The 18710-nt window shown below is 49.7% G+C and carries 13 protein-coding genes; 10 read left to right on the plus strand and 3 right to left on the minus strand.

Annotation, left to right across the window (positions count from 1 at the left end; genetic code table 11):
- Positions 1-10: 10 nt before the first annotated feature.
- From flhF to AC52PS_RS04015, 8 genes are all read left to right on the plus strand, one after another.
- A complete protein-coding gene (flhF, locus tag AC52PS_RS03980) occupies positions 11-1345 on the plus strand; it encodes a flagellar biosynthesis GTPase FlhF (protein ID WP_495561743.1) in 1335 nt (444 codons plus the stop codon).
- A gap of 3 nt (positions 1346-1348) precedes the next feature.
- Entirely contained in the window at positions 1349-2206 is an 858-nt protein-coding gene (locus tag AC52PS_RS03985) for a MinD/ParA family protein (protein WP_495561744.1), read from the plus strand.
- Between the two features lie 63 nt (positions 2207-2269).
- Positions 2270-3097, plus strand: coding sequence for a hypothetical protein (locus tag AC52PS_RS03990; RefSeq protein WP_495561745.1), 828 nt, complete (start codon positions 2270-2272; stop codon positions 3095-3097).
- 18 nt (positions 3098-3115) lie between these two features.
- Positions 3116-3904 carry an RNA polymerase sigma factor WhiG gene (gene whiG / locus AC52PS_RS03995; RefSeq protein WP_495561746.1) on the plus strand — a complete coding sequence of 263 codons (789 nt, stop codon included), beginning with the start codon at positions 3116-3118 and terminating at the stop codon, positions 3902-3904.
- Between the two features lie 2 nt (positions 3905-3906).
- Positions 3907-5850 (plus strand): FapA family protein, encoded by a 1944-nt coding sequence (locus tag AC52PS_RS04000; RefSeq protein WP_495561747.1) that lies wholly within the window; start codon positions 3907-3909, stop codon positions 5848-5850.
- 96 nt (positions 5851-5946) lie between these two features.
- Positions 5947-6276 (plus strand): hypothetical protein, encoded by a 330-nt coding sequence (locus AC52PS_RS04005; protein ID WP_495561748.1) that lies wholly within the window; start codon positions 5947-5949, stop codon positions 6274-6276.
- A gap of 78 nt (positions 6277-6354) precedes the next feature.
- A complete protein-coding gene (locus AC52PS_RS04010) occupies positions 6355-7011 on the plus strand; it encodes a hypothetical protein (RefSeq protein ID WP_495561749.1) in 657 nt (218 codons plus the stop codon).
- A gap of 13 nt (positions 7012-7024) precedes the next feature.
- On the plus strand, positions 7025-8914 hold the full coding sequence (locus AC52PS_RS04015) for a hypothetical protein (RefSeq protein ID WP_495561750.1): 1890 nt from the start codon (positions 7025-7027) through the stop codon (positions 8912-8914).
- Positions 8915-8968: 54 nt separating this feature from the next.
- On the opposite strand, the gene AC52PS_RS04020 is transcribed toward AC52PS_RS04015, so the two are convergent.
- Both AC52PS_RS04020 and AC52PS_RS04025 read right to left on the minus strand, forming a co-directional pair.
- Positions 8969-10783: a motility associated factor glycosyltransferase family protein gene (locus AC52PS_RS04020; RefSeq protein WP_495561751.1), complete on the minus strand. Its 1815-nt coding sequence runs from the start codon at positions 10781-10783 to the stop codon at positions 8969-8971.
- The gene (locus tag AC52PS_RS04025) at positions 10776-12671 is read right to left on the minus strand and encodes a penicillin-binding protein (protein WP_495561752.1); all 1896 of its coding nucleotides are present in this window, start codon (positions 12669-12671) and stop codon (positions 10776-10778) included. Before AC52PS_RS04025 ends, AC52PS_RS04020 begins: the two co-directional genes overlap by 8 nt.
- Before the next feature lie 106 nt (positions 12672-12777).
- Between AC52PS_RS04025 and AC52PS_RS04030 the strand changes: the two genes are divergently transcribed.
- Positions 12778-14163 (plus strand): M23 family metallopeptidase, encoded by a 1386-nt coding sequence (locus tag AC52PS_RS04030; RefSeq protein WP_495561753.1) that lies wholly within the window; start codon positions 12778-12780, stop codon positions 14161-14163.
- A 412-nt stretch (positions 14164-14575) separates the two neighbouring features.
- On the opposite strand, the gene secA is transcribed toward AC52PS_RS04030, so the two are convergent.
- Positions 14576-17350: a preprotein translocase subunit SecA gene (gene secA, locus AC52PS_RS04035; protein ID WP_495561754.1), complete on the minus strand. Its 2775-nt coding sequence runs from the start codon at positions 17348-17350 to the stop codon at positions 14576-14578.
- Positions 17351-17422: 72 nt separating this feature from the next.
- Here secA and AC52PS_RS04040 point away from each other — a divergent pair, with 72 nt between their 5' ends.
- Positions 17423-18631 (plus strand): LIC_12708 family protein, encoded by a 1209-nt coding sequence (locus AC52PS_RS04040; protein WP_495561755.1) that lies wholly within the window; start codon positions 17423-17425, stop codon positions 18629-18631.
- The last annotated feature ends 79 nt before the right edge of the window (positions 18632-18710 follow it).

The raw sequence follows: 18710 nt of genomic DNA on the forward strand, positions 1-18710 counted from the left end.
GGTGGGGAACATGAGTTACGAATATTTTACTGAAGTCGCTTCCTCATACAGGGAAGCGGAAGACCTTGTGACCCAGAAATACGGGGGCAAGGCTACAATCACACAGCGAAGGCAGAGGCAGATCGGCGGATTTCTCGGTCTCTTTCGTAAGGATGCGGTGGAGGTCAGCGGTTTTGTTGCCCTTGAACCTCTGGGAGCATCCCGGCGAAGCGCTCCCACACGAAATCCAGGCGCACAGGGGTATCCGTATACTCCACCGCGGAGCGCAGCAGCCTCAGCTCAGAGTAAACTCAACGAGGCGGCGTACCGCAATCAGGCAGCGTCCCGAAGCGGAGGAAACGGCAGTGCTCTGGATACAACCAAACAGCAGCTTTTAAAGGCCGCAGGAATGAATGATTCGGTAACTATGACCCGTATTCTTGCTGAGTTGAAAAATCTCAGGGACGATGTCAGTTCGGTGACCAAGCATCAGAGTGAACAACCGGTTAACGGGGCGGACACCGAGCATAGCTCTATTTCCGCCATACGGGAACTTTTGGATGAGAATGAATTCAGTGCCAAGTATATAGAGTACGTTCTGAAAAAGTGCCGGAGCCTTTCCATTGATGATCTGGATAATCCCGAGCTTGTTCAGCAACGGGTGCTTGAATGGATAGGCGAAAGTATCGGAATTCATGAAGACAGTCCCAAAACCCGGCCCAGGGTGGTAGTGCTGGTGGGGCCCACCGGTGTGGGTAAAACCACTACAATAGCCAAGCTTGCCGCCCAGTACCACTTGGGGAAAATCGGCGGCGCAAAACAGACCGTGCGAATCCTCACTATCGATAATTACCGTATCGGGGCGAAGAAACAGATTGAAACCTACGGGGAAATCATGAATATTCCTGTGGAAGCAGCCGAGTCTCCGGATGACCTGAAGAAGTGGCTGGATATTTATCATGATGTGGACATGATCTTTATAGATACCATCGGGCGCAGTCCCAACGAGTTTGAGACCCTGGGGAAAATGAATACACTTCTGCAATCCTGCGGTGCACAGGCGGAAGTGCATCTTGCTCTCAGTGCCTGCACCAGAAGTTCGGATATAAAGCGGATTATGCAGCAGTTCGAACCATTTAATTATCAATCAGTGGTGGTTACAAAAACCGATGAAACCACGAGTCTTGGAACGGTTATCAGCAGCCTTTGGGAGAAAAACAAGGAAGTGAGTTTTATAACCTACGGCCAGTCAGTCCCCCATGATCTGAAGACAGCCGATACAAAACAGTTCCTGCTGAGACTCGCCGGGTTCAGAATCGACCGGCAGCGGCTGGATGAAGAATACAGAAAGGTTAAGGTGGAGTAGAATATGGCTGATCAGGCAGAAGCATTACGGGAGATTATGCAGGGGAATTCCCAGCTGGCGAATTCCAAAACACGGATTATCACGGTGGCCAGCGGTAAAGGCGGGGTGGGGAAAACCAATATCTCCACGAATCTGGCCATCGCCTACGGAAAACTGGGCAAACGGGTGGTACTCATGGATGCCGATCTCGGGCTGGCTAACGTGAATGTAGTTATGGGAATAATTCCGAAGTACAACCTCTATCACCTGATCCGTAAGCAGAAGACCATGAAGGATATTCTCATGGATACCCAATACGGTATTCAGCTGGTAGCCGGAGCCAGCGGCTTCAGCAAATTGGCCAATCTTTCAGAAGAGGAGCGGAATAATTTTATCCGGGAGCTTACCGAGCTCAGTTCCGCCGATGTTATTATTATTGATGCCAGCGCAGGTGTGAATAACAATGTTCTCTCATTCATCGCAGCCGCAGACGACGCAATTATTGTCACTACCCCGGAACCTACGGCAATTACCGATGCGTATGGAATTATTAAAATCATTGCAACAGAGATTGATAACCTTGGTCTGAGTCTCAAGCTGATTGTTAACAGGGTTTCCAGCGTTACCGAGGGGAAAAAGGTGGCTGAAAGAGTGACCAATATCGCCTCCCAGTTTCTGAATCTCAAGGTGGATTATCTGGGCTATGTCTTTGAAGATACGGCGGTGCGGGACGCGGTGAAGAAACAGAAACCCTTCTCGGTTCTTGAGCCACGCTCTAAAGCCAGTGCCTGTGTCCAGCAGCTTGTAAGCCGGCTGGAGAAGATTGAATACCGGGAAGGCGGTGGTTTAGGCAACTTTCTGAAGAAATTGTTCACCAGATAAGTGCCATTGACCAGTTGGTAATTTGTAGCTTAAGGTATAATATTAGGGATAGATGGTGCTGTTATGGATAAAGCCCTTGGATTTGCCCTGAAAACGGCCATTGCAGGCCTCGTGTTGGGTCTTATTGGCGGTGTGATAGGCGGAATAGATCTTTCCACAATAATTTTGCGTATGCTCCTCTCCGGGATCATTGCAGCCGCACTTGGAGCAGGGGGGTATGTTGTTGTGAAAACGTATCTGCCGGAACTGCTCAATGAGCTTTCCCTGGGGAATGACGACAACCTGGATTCCGGTCTCGGTGGAGATTTGAGTGTGGAAACCGGGGGCAATGTGGATATCGTTGTTGATGATGAAGGCGGAAGCCATGAAACCGGCCGTTCAGGTCCGGTACGGGGAGATCAGGCTGATCCGCTGCGCCAGGCGGTTGACCGGGTAAACAGCGGTGCTGCAGAAACGGGACGGAACGGATCTTCCGATGACCTGGACGTGAATACCCTGGAACAGGAGTTTCAGCAGGAATCGGTACAAAACCAAAGCAGCGGAAAGTCCGGTGATGCAGGTAACATCTTTACTGATGATGAAGAATCCATGGTGGAAGAAGTGCATGAGGACGGAAGCAGTTATTCCTCATCTTCCGCGGGTATAGATGAAGAAGAATTTGCCGGTTCGGTAGACAGTTTACCGGATATCGGTCAGATGAACGATGCTTTTAATCACGGATCTTTCAGTGATGAAGAGGAATCTCCTCCGGGGGAGGAGAGCTCTGACAGCGAAATCGGAGCCCCGCTGTCAGACCATTCGGGAACAGGCGGCTCTCAGGCTGCAGGTGAAGATGGGAATGATCCGAAGTTGATTGCCCAGGCTATCAGTACAATGTTGAAGAAAGAGTAAGCCTGAGCGAGGGGAATTATGGCTGAGAAAACCTATACGGAACAGGATGAGTTGCGCCTCTGGAAGGAGTATAAGGAAACCGGAAATCCCGATATTCGGGACAGAATGGTGAAGCAGTATGCGCCCCTTGTAAAATATGTTGCCGGCAAGGTTGCCGTGGGAATGCCCCAGAATGTGGAGTTTGATGACCTTGTTGGATATGGCGTGTTCGGACTCTTCGATGCCATAGAGAAATTTGATCCCGATAAGCATGTGAAATTCAAGACCTATGCGGTTACCCGTATCCGGGGAGCGATATTCGATGAGCTTCGGGCCATCGACTGGGTGCCTCGATCTGTACGGCAGAAATCCCGGGAGGTCGAAGACACAATCCGCCGCCTGGAGGCAAGTTTGGGACGCTCCGCCAGTGATGCGGAAATCGCCAAAGAGATGGGGATGAGCGACAAGGAGTATGAGAAAACCATGCTCCGGGTAAGCGGAACCAGCATTCTGAGCCTCAACGATGTGTGGTATACCGGCGAGGACAACGACAAGGTATCCATCGCCGACAGCATTGAAAGCCCCGATAATTTTAATCCCGACAACATCGTGGAAAAGGAAGAAGTTAAACGGGTTATCATCCAGTCCATCCAGGAACTGCCGGAAAAAGAAAAAACCGTTCTGGTTCTCTACTACTACGAAGACCTCACATTGAAGGAAATCGGAAAAGTTCTTGAAGTTACAGAATCACGAATCAGCCAGCTCCATACCAAGGCAATTATGCGGCTGAGAGCAAAACTCACGAATATAAAAAAAGGGATATTTTAATTATGCCTGACCTGAAACAGATACAGGATTATATGCGGCATCAGCTCGAAGCTGGAAAACGGGCCCGCTATGTAAATGTTTCAGGAAACAGTCTGGAAGAAGCACTTCATCAGGCATCCATAGAACTGGGCATCCCGGTTAAAAAAATTGAATATGAAATCCTCGACCCCGGTTCCAAAGGAATGTTGGGAGTGGGAAAAAAGCCCTGCCTCATTCTGGCGTATCCCATAAGCGGTCCTGAAACTTCTGAGGAAGATCAAACCTTCCCAAGTAATTTCGATATCAGTTTCGAAATGAGCGCCAACAAAGATGGAAAAGTATTTGTACGTCGGAATGAAGACGGTGTGTATATGAAGGTTAGTGCCCCTGAAGGCGATGGGGTCAGAGTTACCGAAAAATCTGCAATGGAAATGCTCCTGCATAAACAGGTGGCCGGTGTAGATAAGAACATGGTCAGCAAGGTGGTTAAAAAGGCGGATAACATATTTGTAAAAATCGCCGAACTACGCCATGATCCAACTCAGGATGCCATTCTCACCTTTGAACTTCAGGATATGGAAATGCAGGCCTACATCAATATCCGTACGCCCGGAGAGCAGGGGGCCGATCCGGACAAAAACTCGATCCTGGCGTTTCTCCAATCCAACGGTGTGGTGTACGGATATCTGGACGAAAGCATTCAAGAGCTTGCGGACAATCCGGTGTACGGTCAGCCGGTCCTGGTGGCTAAAGGTGATAAACCGAAGAATGGTGAAGACGGAAAAATCGTGTATAATTTTGAAACTGATACCAACAGCATCCGTCTCAAAGAAATCGATGGAAAAGTTGATTATAAGGAATTGAATAAAATCAACAACGTTGTTGCCGGTCAGGTTCTGGCAAAACTGAAGAAACCCAGCAAAGGTGAAGCCGGTCAGACAGTCACCGGAAAGCTCCTTCCGGCAAGGTCTGGAAAGCCGGTGGAAATGGAAGTGGGTAATAATGTGCGTCTCAGCGATGACGGAACCACAGCTTTGGCCGAGAAGAATGGCCAAGTAATTCTTTTAAACGGCAAGGTCAGCGTCGAGCCCATATATGTTGTAAACAACGGCGTGGACCTGAAGACCGGCAACATTCTCTTTCTGGGCACCGTATTGGTGAATGGAAATGTGGAAGACGGTTTTTCCGTCAAGGCTGCGGGAAACATTGAAATTACCGGTTCCGTGGGAAAATGCGAGCTTGATGCAGAGGGAGATATTATTATCCGCCAGGGTATGAACGGTCGCGAGAGTGGTTCCATTCATGCAGGGGGAAACATCTACGCCAAGTTTATTCAGAATACCAATGTTGAAGCTTCCGGTATGGTTGTAGTGAGCGACGGAATTATCAACAGTCATGTTTCAAGCGATAAGAAAATACTTTGTAAAGGGAAACGGGCCAGCATTGTAGGGGGAAGCCTTACCGCTGCCGAAGAGATTAACGCCAAGAGCCTCGGATCGGTGGCAAATGTCGAAACCCAGTTGGAGGTTGGATTTGATCCCAAAAGCAAAGAAAAACTTGATGCACTGGTTACTGAGCAAAAAGAAGTTGAATCCAGACTTGAAGAGTTGTCGAAAGATTTAAACATCTTGGAAAAAAATATCAAAGTTAAGAAAAATATTCCCCAGGACAGAAAAGAAAAATATAAAGTATTTAAACAAGAACAAATGGAGCTTCAGACACGTCTATCAGAAATTGAAGATGAACGCAACGATATGAACTCCTATCTTGCCGAGCTCAAAGCCAACGGCAAAATATCCGCATCCGGTACCGTGTTCGCCGGTGTGAAGGTGAATATTAAGGATGCATACTTGGATGTTCGGAACGAATTTAAGTCCGTTACATTCGTGAATGAAAACGGCATGGTCAAAGTCACCAAGTACGAGGAAATTGAGGAGGATTTGACCATCAAAGCCAAGGGAGGCTGATCATTCAACCCGTGTAATAATGCCATGGGAACCGGCGGTCAGCGCCCTTACGGCAGTGAATTACGGCCCGGGGAATGAGCAGAGGAGCAGGATCATATGTCAATACGGCCAATGGATCTTCAAAATCTCTTTCTCAGAATGAATTTGGTCAGCAAACAGCAGGCCGCCCAGCAGGAAGCTCCCCTTCACGCCCAGCAAATAGCAGCCCAGGAAATAGAGCAAAAGACCAGGCAAATGGGTGAAAAGGTACAACCCACAGAGGAAAGTTCCGACGGCCCGGAAAAAATTCACGACGACCAGGCAAAAAACCGTGACACATCCAAGGAGCATCCGGAGGGAGAACAGGATCAACAGGAAGAAGGATCGGAACAGGATGATCCGTTCCGCGATCCGGACCTGGGCAACCGAATTGATATCAGCGGGTAAAAAACACTTCGACGGTATTCCGGTAAACATAATTTCAGCGGCTGAAGTGTCAGCCCTATTCAAACCCGGCAGGAATTTATGGACTTCGTACTATTACTATTAATCAATCTGGCCGTTTTGGCCTTGATGTATCTGGCATTACGACACCAGATCATACGGAATTATAACAGCGAAAACTTCATTGACCGACTTCAGAAAGAAGTGAATGGAGTGATCACCGATCTGAACCAGACCACAGAGATGAACGTCCAAATAATCAGTCATGAATCAGAAAAACTGAAAAAACTTGAACTGAAAGTGGAAGAGCGCATAGCAGAAATGCAGCAGATCTACACTCTTCTGGACAGTCGTGACAGTCGATATCAAGAAATTCTGGATAACGCACGACGCATACAAAAAAATCCAGTGAAAGCTGTCAATCCAACTGACGCGTACCGTAAAACCGCAGCTGTATCCCGGCATACGGCCCCTTGCGATACTTCCCGGAAGCAGCCGCCGGACAAGCAGGATCCCCAGGAAACTCAGATTAATATGAAAGAACCCCCAAATCCGCCACCTCGAAGAGATATCGTTTCCCCAATGGAAACCCCGAAAAGCGAGTCAGAGAGTGACGAACCTTCTCCCCGGGATAAAGTAATGGGTTACTATCATCAGGGGAGAGAAATCGACGATATTGTTGCAAAGACCGGGCTGCCGCTGGGTGAAGTGGAGCTGATTATCGAACTTCATAAATGAAACGAGTATCCATATGAATAATCCACGGATCGCCCATCTTAGACAGTTGCGTCAATTAATTGAGTCTTTTTTCCGCTCGTCAGCCGTATGGTGTACGGAGGAAGGGGGCAATAATCTATTGAAGCAGATACGTAATCGGCAGGGGGGCATGGGGCTTAGGGAGCTGCACTCTCTCCGTTCAATGCTGGTGTACACTTCGGAGAGTTCTCTCATTCAAGCATCCGATCGGCTGCATCAATTCCTTTATGATCAAAATGACGGGGATAGGAATACCGGGTTTTCCCAAGCGGCGGCTTTCGAAGAACCCGAAGGACTTGAAGAACCCGAAGGAATCGATGAGCCCGAAGGAAAAGCTGCCCTGCACGGAGACATGGATCGGGCTTTGGATCAACTGGAACGAATGCTGAGCGAATTTAGAAGCTGCTGGTCCCAACGGTCTGCCGAAATTTTCTCTGATGATGCCCTCCGGTTATCGGTTAACAGCTTCCCCCGAATGGCAGAGAATACTACCCCGCCTTTTGACATAAATGACGGATTGCCCGCTTTTGAACTGTTTCAGAAAGCGTTCGAAACCCGTGGTCCCGGTCAACGCTACTTCTCCCTGATGGGCATAGCTTTTCAATCCGGGGAATCGCTTCCCAGCGCCCGGATCTTTGTAGCCATGAATGCGGTGAAACATGAGGGAACGGTTGAGCAGCTCCAACCTGGAATCCAGGAAATTAAAAGATTGGAGGCCGAAAAGAAATCTCCATCTGTGGTGTATATGCTCTGCGGAAGTCCGTTCCCCCACTTTAATCCCGAGGCTGCCATAGAAGATGCCGGACTGGATGTCTTTCTAAATCTCCGGACCGGGACCTGGAATGGGTCCGGGATCGGATCCGGCCCGGAATCGGAAAATAGTTCATATTCATCAACCGTTCCTGGCAATCAAAATTCCCCGCTGCAGGAAGGCGATCTTCTCCCAATAATGAAATACGTGTATCGGCGTCACGGAGGAGATGAACTGGGAAGAGTTCTTCGCCGGTTTGATCTTAACCGGGAATCTCCCGCAGGGGTATTTCACTTTATAACCGTACACGCATTAACCCAGGCTCAACGCCTGAGCGGCACCACCCCCAAACTGGAGCTGGAAGGGGGAATCCTGGGGCTTCATCCCGATCTCCAGTTTCGTCTAAAAGAACTGTGTGCCCTGGCTCTGAACAACAGCCTGGCTCATAACGGGGATCATATGGCACTGGTCGTCTCTCTGATCCCCGATACAGATGATACATTGCTGTTTGGTTACCGGGAACGGGTTCTGAAATCGAAAAAACCGGTCCACGGTCACCCAAAGGAGGCTGCAAATTTAAAGGCTTCTGTGTTTGCATCCGGGGATTCCTCAGCCTCCTCAACGCCCTTATCCGGGGCTGGACTCGGTCTGGAAGGCATCCGCCGTTCTGCCTTACGCATTTCAGGGGATTTCAGCATGGGTAAAAGCGGGCCTTATGAAATATCCTTACGCTTTCACAGTGAAGTGAGCCCCCAGCCGCTGCTGTATGGGGAGGATATTCTTGGAAACATTATTGCAGTCCCAATGTACCGGGTCACCGCATTAGAGCCGTTTGCCTACCCCAGACTCATATTCCAGGGAGCGAAAACCGCATACTATAATTCCCGAAAGTGCGGTCCCCAGCCAATCCGGTCCGGATATGAACTCACCGAGGCATGGGGAAAGGAAGCATCGGAAGGGGGCGAAGATTCATCATTAATCGATGAAATACTCATTGCATCCTGTCCCGGCGACTGCCGGGAGGTCTATCTGCTGCGTCGCACACTTGGATCTTCAAGGGAGTTTGTGGCTCCTGACGATGTGAATGTCTGGAATGACCGGCTGGGAAGAAGAGTTCCCCTGGAAAGGGCATAAAAAATGCAAAGGGCATAAAAAAACGGTATGCCTGGACGTCGGAAAGCATACCGTTCATCGAGAGTTTTCCCCTCTGATTTTATCTTCGGTGTACTCCCGAAAATTCTTGACCCGTTTTTTGCTCTTCTGAATCAATTCAACGGTCTGCAGTGCACCAGCGCTCAATCTGGAGTAGAGCGTCCTGCTCCGCCGCAATGCTTCCTCAATATTTGATGCCTCGGGCAGTTTTGCCAGGCTTTCCATTATATCGTTGATCAAAAAGCCCGCGATCCGTCTGCTGTCATCGCCTAAAAGAGTCCGGTCCACTCCATCCAGGACCTCCAGCAGCTTTTCAAGTTCCAATTGTCCCGATTCGTATTGGTTTAAATGATTCAGAGCTCTTCGGCATAACTGGGATATGCTCTCCATAGAATCCATTAGCGGATCGAGAACCGGAGAGGTATCTGGTATTTCGGTGCCATTGCCACAGCTATGGCGGAAGGGTTTCAGGATTTTCCGTATTTCATTTCTACAGGTACCCGCTTGGGAAATTTCCCGAATATCAATCCATTGCATCCCTGGAATCTCTCTGCTGAAAGGGGTAAGCGAGTAGGTTCCCGGAGCATCTTTCTGTCTCAGCTGATATTCAAACCAGTCACAGAATATATCCATTCTTGAATCGCTGAGAATTTCATTACCCGCATAATTTTTTCGTTTCACAGGATTTCCGGATATGAGATATTCAAAGCTGTGTTGTTCACAGGGTTTCAATCGTATTCCCCTGACCGCCAGGGTTTCTTCGATATACGAGCCCCGGAAATGGGTTTGATGTCCTGGAAACCCCATGTCCAGGCCCGCTGTGTAAATTTGGCTGCAGCCGAGAAATCTCAGAAAGTCCCAGGCTGTGGTGGCTACCGATCCTCCTGAACCAAGGGCTGGCCGGGGAGGGTAGTGCCGCTCAAAATATTCACCAAGGGGAAACATGGATTGACAGAATCGGGGGGTGCCGTGAAGAAGTCTGAAACTTCTGGGGTGGGCGGAGGTTTCGCTAATAAGAATGGGGCGGGGGGAATTGCCCGGGATGGAAAACTGGGTTATCCGCTCCAAGTGTTTCGTGTTCCAGTACTGAGGATCCACAGCTAATATAAAATCCGGCACGACTCCATGCCGTAGACAGAAGGGATATGCGGTATCCACCGCGCATAGAGGCATCTTTTCTGCAAGATCTTTCAAATTACCGGACAGGGATTCAAGCCCCGGTCCTCCGGCAAGAAGGAGGGCGGGGCTGCCGGAGAATATCCCCTCGAGGGCGGAAATATCCCCTGTTTGATCTGTAAGGAAAAAGTTCTGAATGAGGTTGTCCATCCAGCGTTTACCGAAACGTTTCAGAGTATTCCGGTTAATGGTGTCCCGGTTACTGAAACGGGTGCTCAGTTCCTGAATTCGCTCGTACCAACTCCTGTAGACCCTCTTGTGAACATCCAGAGCAAATAGGCTGTATCCTCCATGAAACAGCGCACTGAGTTCCTTCTCCCAATCGGGGTCCTCACCGTCGTTTCGGGCATCCGGACAGATAATTCTGCATTCCGGAAGATCCGCATCTGTGTGGCGCAGAAGCTCAAGCCATTGGCTGTGGGGTTCAAAGCAGATTACTTCAGTTCCGGGGAGATTTTTTTGGATAGCCCGAATGTGGTAAGCTAATCCCAGGCCGAAGACCACAATTCCCGGAATTTCGGCTTCATTCCCCCCAAGGCTTTTCCCGGTGATCTTCTCAGCCTCTCTAACCGGGTTTCGTCTGCTGTGAAGGTGAACACCTGCAAGTTCTGCACAGAGAATTCCATGTTCATTCCGGTAAATTTTTCCGCCGGGAAATTCCGGAATCTTATTCATCCGCTGACTCCCCGGAAGTGGAAGCGCTGTCCTCGAGATAGAGAGTCAGTTCCATTCCTTCCTGAAAAGCTGTACCGGGAGATGGGGACTGACGCTGAACCCAGCCGCTGCCGTGAATCTGCAGCGAGATATCATCCCGGGTATAGAGAGGCAGCAGGGTGCGCAGAGGGAGTCCCCGATAGTCGGGAATTTGCTTCCCCAGGGGCGGAAGAAGGGGTTCGGCAATTTCCAGAGATGATGGCAGGCCGGAAATTTGCCTCCCGCCTTCATCAAGCTGGAGATAGGGGATAATAAATTCTCCCAAGTCCCTGATAACAGGAGCCGCGATTCTTCCCCCGAGAAAACTTTCACCCCTGGGGTGTTGAATTACCACATACATAATCAGCTGGGGATCATCGCTGGGAAGTACGGCAAGGGTGCTGGCAATAAACAGATCGTCGGAATACTGTCCCGTTTCCGGATCGATAACTTCAGCGGTTCCGGTTTTAACTGAGATTTCCATTCCGTCAATGGCGGCTCTCCTTCCTGTACCGCCGCTTCCGCTTGCAGCATTCATGTATTTAAGAATCGTATTTGCCACATCGGGATCAAGAACCTGCCGGACCGGAGTTCTTCCGTATTCCCTCAGCAGTTCGCCGGAAGGACTCACTATTCTCTTGATAATGTGAGGTTTCAAAAGGACACCCTCATTTGCCAGTGCAGTGGCCGCCTGCATCATCTGGATGGCGGTTACGCCGATCTCCTGCCCGATGGCAATGGTCGGTTTGCTTCGCCCGGACCAACGTTCCACATCGGCAAGAAGTCCCGATTCCTCACCATTTAATTCAATTCCCGTTGGCTGACCGAAGCCGAAACGGCGGAGCATATGATAGAAGTTTTCCCGGTTTACCGTATCAGATGCGTATGCCGCTCCGACGTTTGAACTGTATTGAATAATTCCCCGTGGTCCGATTACGCCGTAATCTCCTAAATCGGTAATGGGGATGGAAATGCGGGGGTTCGTATATCCTCCGGATGTATTGAATCGGGAGTCGTTCTGCACTCCTCCCAGGTGCATGAAAGAAGCCAATGAGAACACTTTAAACACCGATCCCGGTTCGTAGCTCATTTGAACAGGCCTGTTTCGACGCACATCCTCATCAAATTCATTAAAACGGTTTAGATCATAATCCGGTTTGCTTACATGGCTGAGTAAATCACCGTTCTTGGCATCCATCACCATAATCATCACTGAATCCGGTGAGTGCAGATCCATGAGCTCCGCAGCAATTTGTTCCACCGCGTTCTGGATAACAATATCGATAGTGAGAAAAATTTGACTGCCGTATACCCTCTCCCGGGGATTTTCCGCCATAGGACTCAAGAGTTCATTTTGCGTGAACTCAATCCCTTCAAGACCTGAATTGTCGGTACCGGTGAAACCGATAACATGGGATGCCGAATTATCTTCCGGGTAGACCCTGCCCACATCCCGTCTCAAGGTTACTCCCGGGAGTTCACCCTGCTGTTTAAGAAGCTCCAGCACTTCCGCTTCGCCGGGGGTTATGGTGCGTTTGATTACCACATCCCGGTTGGGTATGCTCAGCCGCTGAAGAATATCCTCCAGGGGAATATTGAGCACCCGCGAAAGCTGCTGGGCCGTGGCCTGAGGATCTTCAACATAGGGGGTCCACACGGTAACCGTGGGGAGTTCGCTTTGTATTGCCAGAAGTCTTCCATTGCGGTCAAGAATGGGGCCTCTCTCAACATCCAGAGTGCTGCCAGGCGGGTCATACTGTTCCCCGGCACTGAGCATAATTCGTCCATAATGTATGAGAAGGGTTACGGCAAAAAGCAGTAACGCTCCTGCCACAACGGCTATTCTCCGGTTCGACAACGATGTATTCACTGAATCTATATTACCGGGTATTGGGCTGGATTGGAAGATCTTCCAGAGTGTGAAGGGGGGGTGAAAACATCTTATTCTCCGGAGCACTCCGGTCGATAAGCATTATATGACCAGTATTATCAAACATCAGATTATTGAAGATCGACCTCGTGCACCCCAGGAAAAAGCTCGCCTGCAGAAAGATCCCCGACGACCTCTTGAAGTCATATCAACCGATCCCACCCGACTTCTCCATCGGGAAAAATCCGATGGTACTCCAGCCCACCCCGCAGGAAATACTCGTCGAAACAATTACGGAAAAACTTCAATGAAAGCCAAGCGGCGAGCGGTACGAACTCCTTTTGGAAGATCAGCAAAATCCCGCACCCCAGGCAGAACCGGAAAGCCCTTGGGACTGAATGCACTGCTATCAGGTGGAAAAATATTTAGCGAAACATCCAAATCTTCCGGCATTATCCAATTTCCTGAGCAACACCCCAGGCGAAGCCATTCCGGAGGGAAATATACCTCGGAAAAAGAAGCTATTCAGATATCCTGGATCGATCTGCTGTTTATGTCCAATATGTTGATGGTACTGGTATTGCTCTCGCTCTTCCTGGGGCCCGCCCGGGGGTCCTTGAGCATGTATATAGATAGCCGCAGCCTCTATCTTCCTCCGGGGCTCTATAGCGGAGCCTTTGCCGTACCCCGTGACCCGGGACTCCAGGGATCCTCCGCAACCTCAACCACCGAGGAAATTCCTGAGGTGGATCATAGTCAGTTTGATTCTCTTGAAGTAAGTGAATATCAAATTCAAAGTGGGGACACTCTGGGGCAAATTGCCCTGGATTTTGACCTCAATATGGATACCCTCATCAGTTTTAATCAGATCAGGGATGTTCGGCGCATGCAGGTGGGCCAGTCACTTCAAATACCGAATCGAGACGGTCTGTTGCATCATGTGGACGAAGGGGATTCCCTCAGCGCCCTCTCCCAGGAATATGGAAGCAGTCTCAATGCGATACTTGATGCTAACTCCCTGGACTCGGAAAATATTTCCCCTGGACAGACGATATTTATTCCCGGGGTAAGAATGAACCAGACCGATCTGAAACTGGTTCTGGGCGAACTGTTCATATATCCTACAATCGGCAGATACACCAGCGGTTTCGGTTATCGCTCGGATCCCTTCACCGGGGCACGACGCTTTCACAACGGGATCGACTGGGCCAATAGGGTAGGCACAGCTATTAAAGCGTCCATGGCGGGAACGGTTGTTCATGTTGAATCTCAAATTGGTAACTACGGCCGATTCGTCATCATACAACATCCCCGGGGATTTCAAACCCTCTATGCACATATGGACAGTATTAATGTGACCCGGGGCGAATACGTATCCCAGGGGGAAATCATCGGGAGAATGGGAAATACCGGGCGGTCTACCGGACCTCACCTTCATTTTTCATTGATTCGTAACGGTAATTTTGTAGACCCGTCGGCGTATTTGCATTAGAATGGCCGTATCCTTAAACAGCCATTCAAATAATCGCCAAAATACACAAGGGAGTTCAGCTATGCGGCGTATCGCAATATTTATTATCATACTTCTAGCAGTATTCACATTCATCAATGCGTATACTGTGGAACGAAGTAGTGGAGTAGAGCAGGCACAATTCTCCGTCATTCCCGACGGTGAATAAGCCTGCCCCTGATCATTCTGAATCATTACATCTGAACTAAAAACTAACCCCGAAAAATACACAACTCTTCGCTACATGCCGCTGATTCCGACAACGGGTAAGTTGCCGGTTCCGGCCGGGAAATGCTGCCGGTTCCGACTATAGATAAGGTGCCGGTCTCGACCAAAAAGGGCGGGATCTCCCGTCATTGAAATTCTGCCGGCTTCGGCATCTATACCACAGGAATCATGAACCGTGGCAATGCTTGTACTTCTTTCCGCTGCCGCAGGGGCAGGGATCGTTTCTTCCTACCTTCGGTTGTGAGCGAACCACCGTGGAGGCTTTCTGGCCCGGCAGCGGACCTCTGCGGGAACCGGCGCCGGATGCCCGCGCAGCGGGTTTGGTACCCTGCGCTCCTGGGGCTCCTCCTGAACGGCTGAGGAGGTTCAGTTCCTGGTGCTTCACCTCGCCCCTGGGCATCTGAACTGCGGAGGGCTGCTCAAGCCCCTGGGTACGCACCAGTATGAGCTTTCGCGCCACAGCCAGGCGGATTCTCTGAAGCATTTCATCGAAAATCTGGAAACCTTCCAGCTTATACTCAAGCAGTGGATTTTTTTGGGCGTAACTTCTCAAATACACGGCTTCCCGGAGCGCTTCCAGATTTTCAAGATGATCCTGCCACCCGTTATCGATATTCATGAGATATTCTCTGCGAAGAGCCAGGTTGAGGATTTCCTTGCCGATGGCATGTTCCTTTGCACTGAGTTCATCGCGGATTAGAGCTAGAATCTGCTCTCCTGCCTGCTCTGCAGTAAGACTGGAGAAGTCGGCGGAATCTGCCGGAAGACTGTACAACAGCTCTTCCTTCAAATGATCACCAAGCTCCGCTGCTCCTGACTCGCCAAGCACCTTACGTGCCCCGTACGCCTCGCCGAAACCTTCAAGACTGTCTTCCACGCTGGAAAGAACTCTACGGATAAGTTCGTCGTCCTGAAGAATGCTGTCTCTCTGATCGTAAATGAATTTTCTTTGTTCATTCAGAACATCATCGAATTTCAGAAGATGCTTCCGGATTTCGAAGTTTCGCTCTTCCACCTTGTTCTGCGCCCGTTCAATGGCCCGGTTGAGCAGGGGATGGTTCATGGCGACTTCGCCCTGAAGTCCTGCCCTGGCCATTAATGATTTCATGTTGGCCGCACCGCCCCCGAAAAGACGCATCAGTTCATCATCCATGGACAAAAAGAATTTACTCCGCCCGGGATCTCCCTGTCGGCCGCTCCGTCCCCGGAGCTGATTATCTATCCGGCGGCTTTCATGCCGTTCGGTACCAAGAATGTACAGTCCACCCAGTTCCTTAACGTTCCTGTTTTGCGGAATCCATTTTTCCCGTTCCTTTGCAAAAGAGGCTTCAAGAGCTGTATCGTCGGCATCGCTTCCCGCAGCCCTCCTGGCCCGGAAATCGGGGTTTCCTCCCAATTTAATGTCGGTACCCCGCCCGGCCATATTGGTTGCAATGGTAACCGAACCTTCAGCCCCTGCCTCTGCTACAATTACGGCCTCTCTGGCATGATTTTTTGCATTGAGAACTTCATGCCGTACGCCCCGTTTGGTAAGGAGCTGGGAAAGGCGCTCAGATTTGTCGATGGAAACAGTCCCCACCAGTATGGGCTGACCTTTTCCACTCACTTCCTGGATCTCATCGCAGATGGCATTGAACTTGGCCTTCTCATCCAGGAAGATTACATCATCCTCATCATTCCGAATTACCGGGCGGTTGGTTGGAATGACGGCAACATCCAGTCCGTATATCTTCTGGAATTCCTTTTCTTCCGTGGCAGCAGTACCGGTCATCCCGCTGATCTTGTTGTACATCCGGAAAAAATTCTGAAATGTAATACTGGCCAGGGTGCGGCTGCGTTGCTGAATCCGTATCCCTTCCTTGGCTTCAATTGCCTGATGCAAACCTTCGCTGTAACGTCTACCGTGAAGAATACGTCCGGTAAACTCATCCACAATTTCCACCATGCACTCTTTCACCACATAATGGGTATCTTTGTGAAACAGAAGCTTAGCCCGCAACGCCTGGGTTGCATAATGAATGTATTCAAAGTTTTCACTGTCATATAAACTGCCGCTGAAGGTCTTTTGGCCCTGGAGTGCGGTTTCCAAACTGGTAAAACCTTCGTCAGTGAAACTGATTTTCTTGTTCTTTTCCTCAACCTTGTAATCCCCCACAGGTTCCTCGGGATACTCACCGGTCGCCGGATCCTTTGCGCATTCCTCCAGAAATTGAACCGCCTTTTTGGCCTCTACATATTTTCTGGTATCCTCCTGGGTAGGCCCGGAGATGATCAGGGGAGTTCGGGCTCCGTCAATCAGGATAGAGTCGATTTCATCAATAATACAATAATGATGTCCCCGCTGCATCTTCTCCTTGCGGGAGTAGCGCATGTTATCTCTCAGATAATCAAAGGCAATCTCGTTGTTGGTTCCATAGGTAATATCTTTTTCGTATGCGTCTTTTCTCTGATCCAGAGGAAGCTGACTGATTACGTATCCCACAGTCAGTCCCAGATATTCAAAAACCGGACCCATCCATTCCGCATCCCGTTTGGCAAGATAATCATTCACTGTGACCATGTGCACACCCCTGCCTTCCAGGGCGTTCAAATAGGCGGGAGCTACACTGGAGAGGGTTTTTCCTTCACCGGTCTTCAGCTCCATGATCCTTCCCTGGTGCAGGGCAATTCCACCCAGCACCTGAACATCATAGGGGCGCTCCCCCAGAGTCCGTCTGGCTGCTTCCCGTACCAAGGCAAACGCTTTGGGGAGAATCTCGGACATCTCCCCTTCTGTTTCAAGATATTGCTTCATCTCACGGGTATGATTGAGGAAATCCTCTTTCCCCAGTTTTCGGGTCCAGCTTTCCAAGGCGTTAACATCATGAAGGATGGGCAGTAATTCCTTCAGATCCTCTTCATGTTTATTTCCAAATAACGATTCAAATAGTCCTTGTAACATGACATGAGTCTATACTCAGCTCCTTTCACGGTCAAGATTGACAGAGAGTACAAGCCTCATTAGTATCGTGGCATGTATACCGTGCGTGAGACCAGGACCGGGAAGCAGCGTGCAGCGTTCAGTTGTATAGTCCCGGGGATTCTTCTGCTGATAAGTCTATTCTCCTCCTGTGAAAGCAGGAGCGGGGGGGAGATTCTGGAAGCTGAACGTCTTTTTTCCCTGCCCGTGGGAATTCTCGAGGATGAAGTGGATATTTTTCACCGAGGCAATACCCTTCCGAACCGAAAGAACTCCCTCTACATGTACCAGGGCCTTATATTTATCGGGAACTCACTGGGCTCCAAGGTGATGGAGTTCTCCTCATACGGTGATCTTATCTCTCTTATATATAACGAAGAAGAAAATCCCCGTCCTGTACTCCTCTCTTCCCGCCAGGATGAACAAATGGTCGTGAACCGAAGTGCCACAGCCTTTCCCTTTCGGAATATTGGTGATATTGCCGTCACGGAAGATCACGTTCTTTTGGTGGAAGATCATGTTGCCCCGGAGCGGAGACTTCTTGATCAGGAGACGGGTACCGCACTCCAGCACGTAATCCATCGCTTCGGACCTTCCGGGGAATATCTGGATTATATCGGGCAGGAAGGGGTGGGCGGAACCCCGTTTCCATTTATCGTATCCATGAACCTCACTTCCCGGGATGATCTGGTTGTTACTACCCGGAGCCCCAATGCATACAAGATATTCTGGTATAATCGGGATGGCGATATTCTTTACACTCTCAGAATTGATGAAGATCATTTGCCTGCCGGCGAGCAGGGAACCTTCCCCTCTCTGGAAACCATTTATCCTGATATGGAGTCCTACCGCCTATATCTTCATGTGAATTTCGAACAGGAGGACGGGGAAAATGTTACCTCATCGGTATACACCCTGGATCTACCCGAAAGCGTGTACAGCGGTTCATTTGAACTGCCGGAAAATCTACAGCCGCTTCCCGGTCAGGAAGGGCTTGAGTATATTCAGTATCTATTCGAGTTCATTGGAACCGCTGCGGACGGGCATTTGTTCTTCATAAGCAGAAACAACAGCTTTGAACATACAATGATTATCATGGATAATGAAGGAAGACTGGTTGCGAGAAGAATTCTCCGGGTGGAGAATCCTGATATTTTTTTTAACGATTACACCGTATCCAGAGAAGGAATCATTACCGCCTTGCTGGGGGATCCCGGGGGAGTTTCCCTCTATTGGTGGAGGGCGGACGAACTTCTGCCGTAATCTCCTGTCCAGAACCGCTCTCCCGGAAACATCAGGTTGGAAGCCGCAGAGGAGAATCAGAGCAGAACTGGAAAACGGC

This window comes from Salinispira sp., assembly GCF_059431795.1.

Excerpts from the sequence above, each read along its gene's own strand:
- flhF (WP_495561743.1), top strand. The coding sequence starts at position 11 with ATGAGTTACGAATATTTTACTGAAGTCGCTTCCTCATACAGGGAAGCG.
- AC52PS_RS03985 (WP_495561744.1), top strand. The coding sequence starts at position 1,349 with ATGGCTGATCAGGCAGAAGCATTACGGGAGATTATGCAGGGGAATTCC.
- AC52PS_RS03990 (WP_495561745.1), top strand. The coding sequence starts at position 2,270 with ATGGATAAAGCCCTTGGATTTGCCCTGAAAACGGCCATTGCAGGCCTC.
- whiG (WP_495561746.1), top strand. The coding sequence starts at position 3,116 with ATGGCTGAGAAAACCTATACGGAACAGGATGAGTTGCGCCTCTGGAAG.
- AC52PS_RS04000 (WP_495561747.1), top strand. The coding sequence starts at position 3,907 with ATGCCTGACCTGAAACAGATACAGGATTATATGCGGCATCAGCTCGAA.
- AC52PS_RS04005 (WP_495561748.1), top strand. The coding sequence starts at position 5,947 with ATGTCAATACGGCCAATGGATCTTCAAAATCTCTTTCTCAGAATGAAT.
- AC52PS_RS04010 (WP_495561749.1), top strand. The coding sequence starts at position 6,355 with ATGGACTTCGTACTATTACTATTAATCAATCTGGCCGTTTTGGCCTTG.
- AC52PS_RS04015 (WP_495561750.1), top strand. The coding sequence starts at position 7,025 with ATGAATAATCCACGGATCGCCCATCTTAGACAGTTGCGTCAATTAATT.
- AC52PS_RS04020 (WP_495561751.1), bottom strand. The coding sequence starts at position 10,783 with ATGAATAAGATTCCGGAATTTCCCGGCGGAAAAATTTACCGGAATGAA.
- AC52PS_RS04030 (WP_495561753.1), top strand. The coding sequence starts at position 12,778 with ATGACCAGTATTATCAAACATCAGATTATTGAAGATCGACCTCGTGCA.
- secA (WP_495561754.1), bottom strand. The coding sequence starts at position 17,350 with ATGTTACAAGGACTATTTGAATCGTTATTTGGAAATAAACATGAAGAG.
- AC52PS_RS04040 (WP_495561755.1), top strand. The coding sequence starts at position 17,423 with ATGTATACCGTGCGTGAGACCAGGACCGGGAAGCAGCGTGCAGCGTTC.